Source organism: Caulobacter sp. D5 (assembly GCF_003185805.1).
Lineage (GTDB): Bacteria > Pseudomonadota > Alphaproteobacteria > Caulobacterales > Caulobacteraceae > Caulobacter.
This window is the reverse complement of the sequence record NZ_QHJY01000545.1, coordinates 1-1,926: the sequence shown is the minus strand read 5'-3', so window position 1 is coordinate 1,926 and position 1,926 is coordinate 1. Positions and strand designations below refer to the sequence as shown.

Below are 1,926 nucleotides of genomic sequence, written 5' to 3'. Positions count from 1 at the left end.
CGGAACCGGCGTCGGTGGCCGACATCACGTCGGCGCTGGCCGTCGTCGAGGCCATGCTGGTGGCGGCGTCATCCGTCGCGGCCGCGGCCGCCTGGATCGGCACGTCCTTGGGGATCAGCACCTTGTCGACCACGTGCAGCACGCCGTTGGTGGCCAGCACGTCGGCCTGGACGATGTTGGCGCCGTCGACCATCGGGGTCGCGCCGCTGCCGTCCAGCGTCACCGACGAGCCTTCGACGGTCTTCACCTCGCCCTTGGCGCCGTTGATCTTGCTGCTGTCCACCTTGGTGTTGATCACGTGGTAGGTCAGCACCTTCTGCAGCTGGGCGGCGTTGGCCGGCTGCATCAGGCGGTCGAGCTCGCCGGCCGGCAGGGCCGCGAAGGCCGCGTCGGTCGGGGCGAACACCGTCAGGTTCGGATTGCTGGCCAGCACGCTGGTCAGGTTGGTGGCGTCCAGGGCCTTGAGGAAGGTCGTGAACTGGCCGGAGGCCTTGGCCGTGGCGATCAGGTCGCCGTTCGGGGTCACCTTGGCCGCCGTCGTCGCCGGGGCGGCGGTGGTCGCGGGAGGCGGAGCGGCGGGCGGCTGGGCCGGGGCCGCCGTCTGGGCGATGGCGACGCCCGAGAGCAGCGCGACGGCGGCGGCGGCGGAGAGGAAGCGCGTCACATACATGGCCTGGTCCTTTCGCTCGAATTCCAGGCCGGCTGTACGCTCCAGATTGCGAGTCCGTTGCACGACCTCACGGGCTCGTGATCCAGACTTCGCCGTTACTTGAAAAAGAACACCAGTGAAGCTCCGGCGAAGATCAGCAGGAAACCCAGCGCCGTCGTCCAGCGGATCGCCTCTCCCAGGTAGAAATAGGAGAACAACGTGAAGACGATCAGCGTGATCGCTTCTTGGCCGGTCTTGAGCTGGGCCGTGGAATAGACGCCCGCGCCGATGCGGTTGGCGGGAACCGCCAGCATGTATTCGGGCAGCGCGATCATCCAGCTGGTCAGTATGGCCAGAGGCAGGGCGATGGCCCGGTGCTTCAGGTGGCCGTACCAGGCGAAGGTCATGAAGACGTTGGAGCAGATCAGCAGCGCCCACGGGGCGATCTTGGCCCACAGGGGCGGCATGGAGAATCCTCCGAAAGGGAGATGGGAGCCGCGATTGTAGACGTTGAGCGACGTCCCGCGCCACGGCGCCGCTGGACGCTCATTTTGCCTTCTAAAAGTGCAATATCAGTGTTCTATGATTATTTTTCCGGCGCCTCGTCCCTTTCGTTTCTCAAACCCTAACCCGTGCCCCCGTTCCAGGAACCGTGGCCGATAGCGTGCGAGCGCCGGGGAAACGACGCGGCCGCATTCCGGCGGCGTCGCGGTGATCGAGTGAGCGAACGCGCTCTAGCAACCAAACAAGGGGGGCCTGCCTGTACGGCGGGCCGGAGCAAGGCGGATGAAACTGATCATAGCGGTCGTCAAACCCTTCAAGCTCGATGAAGTCCGCGAGGCGCTGGTCGCCGCGGGCGTCGAAGGCCTGACGGTGTCGGAAGTGAAGGGTTACGGCCGCCAGAAGGGCCAGACCGAGATTTATCGCGGCGCGGAGTACCAAGTGAACTTCGTGCCCAAGGTGAAGCTGGAAGCCGTTGTGGACGATGCGTCCGCGGCCAAGGCGGTCGAAGCGGTCAAGGCCGCCGCGGCCACGGGCAAGATCGGCGACGGCAAGATCTTCGTCCTCAATGTCGAAGAAGCCGTGCGCATTCGGACGGGCGAAACCGGCCCGGCCGCTCTGTAATCGTCGGGGAAAGGGGATACCAACGATGAAACTCACCTTTAAGCCGCTGGCTGGGCTGATGCTCGCCGCGACTCTCGCGGGGGCGCCGATCGGCGCCACCGCCTTCGCTCAGGAGGCCGCGCCGGCCGCCGCAGCCGCCGCGCCCGCCGAGG

3 protein-coding genes are annotated in these 1,926 nt (G+C 66.4%); 1 reads left to right on the top strand and 2 read right to left on the bottom strand.

Going from position 1 to position 1,926, the window contains the following annotated elements; translation table 11 throughout:
* Together DMC18_RS25035 and DMC18_RS25030 are read right to left on the bottom strand one after the other, a co-directional pair.
* Positions 1-670, bottom strand: a 670-nt coding sequence (locus DMC18_RS25035) for a fasciclin domain-containing protein (protein ID WP_110133421.1), incomplete at its 3' end; no start/stop codon positions are given.
* A 95-nt stretch (positions 671-765) separates the two neighbouring features.
* Positions 766-1,116 (bottom strand): DMT family protein, encoded by a 351-nt coding sequence (locus DMC18_RS25030; protein ID WP_110121777.1) that lies wholly within the window; start codon positions 1,114-1,116, stop codon positions 766-768.
* A 319-nt stretch (positions 1,117-1,435) separates the two neighbouring features.
* Here DMC18_RS25030 and DMC18_RS25025 point away from each other — a divergent pair, with 319 nt between their 5' ends.
* On the top strand, positions 1,436-1,774 hold the full coding sequence (locus DMC18_RS25025) for a P-II family nitrogen regulator (protein WP_035046383.1): 339 nt from the start codon (positions 1,436-1,438) through the stop codon (positions 1,772-1,774).
* Positions 1,775-1,926 lie beyond the last annotated feature (152 nt).

Coding starts and splice junctions, on each gene's coding strand:
- DMC18_RS25030 (WP_110121777.1), bottom strand. CDS start 1,116: ATGCCGCCCCTGTGGGCCAAGATCGCCCCGTGGGCGCTGCTGATCTGC.
- DMC18_RS25025 (WP_035046383.1), top strand. CDS start 1,436: ATGAAACTGATCATAGCGGTCGTCAAACCCTTCAAGCTCGATGAAGTC.